At 70.0% G+C, this 2470-nt stretch carries 3 protein-coding genes; all 3 read right to left on the minus strand.

Annotated elements, in window-relative coordinates; genetic code table 11:
• Window positions 1–1384 (minus strand): phage integrase family protein (locus tag ACPUER_RS36320; RefSeq protein ID WP_425133523.1); only part of this gene is annotated, 1384 nt, incomplete at its 3' end.
• A 4-nt stretch (window positions 1385–1388) separates the two neighbouring features.
• Complete coding sequence (locus tag ACPUER_RS36325) at window positions 1389–1886, minus strand: hypothetical protein (protein ID WP_425133524.1); 498 nt, start codon at window positions 1884–1886, stop codon at window positions 1389–1391.
• Window positions 1859–2392 carry a hypothetical protein gene (locus tag ACPUER_RS36330; RefSeq protein ID WP_425133525.1) on the minus strand — a complete coding sequence of 178 codons (534 nt, stop codon included), beginning with the start codon at window positions 2390–2392 and terminating at the stop codon, window positions 1859–1861. The genes ACPUER_RS36325 and ACPUER_RS36330 overlap by 28 nt, the downstream gene beginning before the upstream one ends.
• Window positions 2393–2470 lie beyond the last annotated feature (78 nt).

Below are 2470 nucleotides of genomic sequence, written 5' to 3' on the forward strand. Positions count from 1 at the left end.
CGCGCAACGCGTCGACGCACTCGTCGCTGATCGGCACGAAGCGTTGCTTGTTGCCCTTGCCGATCACCTCGAGCAGCCAGCTCGCCGGCGTGTCGTCGTCTGCCGGCAGCCAGGCGAGCGCCGCCCTCGTCACGCCGGCCGCCTCGGCAATTCTCAGGCCGCTATCGCCCATCAGCAACAACAGCGCACGCGCGGCGCGCCAGCGCGGCCCGCTTAGGCCCTGCAGCTCGCTGCGTTCGGCCAGCGTCGCGCGCACGCGGGTCCAGAGGTCGAGCGGCAGCGCGCGCTCGACCTGCAGCTTGCGCGCACGCGTGACGACGTTCGGATCGGTGACAACCGCCCACGGGTTGCCGGCCAGATACCGCACGGCAACCAGCCAGGCGAACGCCGCGCGAATCCGGCGCACCGCATAGCGCTGGCTTTCTAGCGACAGGCCGCCTGGCGCGAACGGCCGCCACCGGCGACTCGTGCGCGCAACCGGCGGCCCCGTAAAGCGCTCGCCCGGCGCGGCGAGAAACGCCTTGTAGGCCTCGCAATCCTCGACCCGCATCGACGACAGCGCGACGCCGCGCTCGGCCACGCACCACAAGACCAGGCGTTCGAGCTCCTTCTTGTAGACCCGCTGCGTGGCGGCCCGGTCGTCGTATCGATGCAGGTAGGCGCGCACCGCATCCAGATCGTGCGCGGCGCCGAGATACGCGAATCCCGGCGCCCGGTTCGCACCGTGCGCACCGGACAGCGCGTCGGGCAGTGTCAGGCGCTCGAGCGGAGCCAGCGGCCCTGCGCCGGCCGTGATGCGGGTCGACGTCGGCGCCAGTGTGTCGTGTGCGTCGACGTCGGCCTCCACGGCCGCGCCGATCGACGCCGCGTGACGCCGCAACCAGGCGATCAGCACACGCGCCCGGCCGACACCGACGCGCGGCACCGATCGCCACCACTGCCCGCCGCGACGGTTCACAAACGCGACGAGCTCGCCGAGCGTGCGGATCCCCTCGCCGTCCAGGCGAGCGGCGACGATCGGGCGGAACCAGCGAACGACCGAATGATCGGCCTGTGGCGTCGCGACGGCCCACTGCGCGGCGACCTGCTCGATCAGCTGCAGCGACACCGGCGTGAGGCGCGGCTCGCCGTATTTCTCGATCGCCGCCTGCAGGTGGGATTTCAACACCGGTGAACCGTCGCGCAGCGCGACCGCGACCAGGTCATCGCGCATCGTGCGCAGCAGCTGCGCGACGTCGACGGGTTCGGCGGCATCGCGATCGAAGTACAACCGCTCGATCGTCGCGATCGGCAGGCCTTTCACGCGCGCGCGCAGTGCAGTGAACTCGGTGCGGCTGTAGGTGCGCGGCGGTGGCAGTTCGAGCTGCTGCGTACGATTCGCCATCGCCCTACCCTGCCGCCGGGATCGGCGAGTGGCCGCCATGGTAGGTGATGCGTTCGAGCTGCGCCCAGGCGTCGATGAACCGGTGCAGGGGCACCGCGGCCAGTTGCACGTCCAGGGACAACACCAGCCGTTCGAGCACCCCCTGTTCGGGATCGGTCAGCGTGGACGGCCGGCCGACCTCAGCGCGGGCCATCACCGCGTTGAGCACAGCTTCAGCCGTCTGGTAACGGGTGAGATCCGGATCACGAGCGTCACGTAACAAAAACGCCAGGTAGAGGGCATTGAGCAGCGCCGCACAGACAGCGGCATCGACATGGCCGGCCCGCAAGGTCGCAAGCGCAAGATGGAATTTCAGGGACAGCCGCTGCACCTCGGCAGTCGGCAGCGGCAACAGCTGGGCTTTGGTCAGTGGGCGACGGCTGGCCCGACGAGACGTCCGGCCGATTGCGCGGGAGGCGGTTTTTCGCACGGCCGTCAGCGCCCGTCCTGCTGCAGCTGCCACGGCCACATCACCCGCGCCCGCAACACGTCGGCGTCATCGCGCAACACGCGAATCAGGCATCGGGCCGGCACCCGCGCCGCGACATCGGTGCCGATCAGGCCGAGCCGACGCAGCGTCGTCACGGCCACCGTGAGCGTGTTGCCGACGAAGTCGGCGGGGCTCAGGCTCGCGTAGCGCAGGCCGGCGGCTTCCAGTTCGGCCCCCACGTCGGCCGGGTCCAAGGCATACGCTGGCGCGATGGGCTCGCCGGACGATGGCCCGTCGGCGAGTAGCGCGACCAGGCGCGCCTGGTCGGCTGCCAGGGTCGGAGGGTGACCGTCGTCGTGCGTCGCGTGCCATTGATTCGCGAAACCGAGCCACAGGATGAACAGGCTGCGTGCCGACGCCTGCGGCGCAAGACGGCCCGAGGACTCGGCCGCGCTCGCCGCGCAGGCGAGATACGCCCGCATGTCCGCTTCGATACGCGCGGTCAGTTGCTGATAGGTGATCGGATGGGCGATCGACATCGAAAGGGTTCTCACCAGAGAAAAACCCGCCAGCCGCCCTGCCCTGGCGCGGTGCAAACCGTACTATACAGGTTTTGA

Origin of the sequence: Burkholderia sp. DN3021 (genome assembly GCF_049805555.1) — a bacterium.
GTDB lineage: Bacteria > Pseudomonadota > Gammaproteobacteria > Burkholderiales > Burkholderiaceae > Burkholderia > Burkholderia pyrrocinia_C.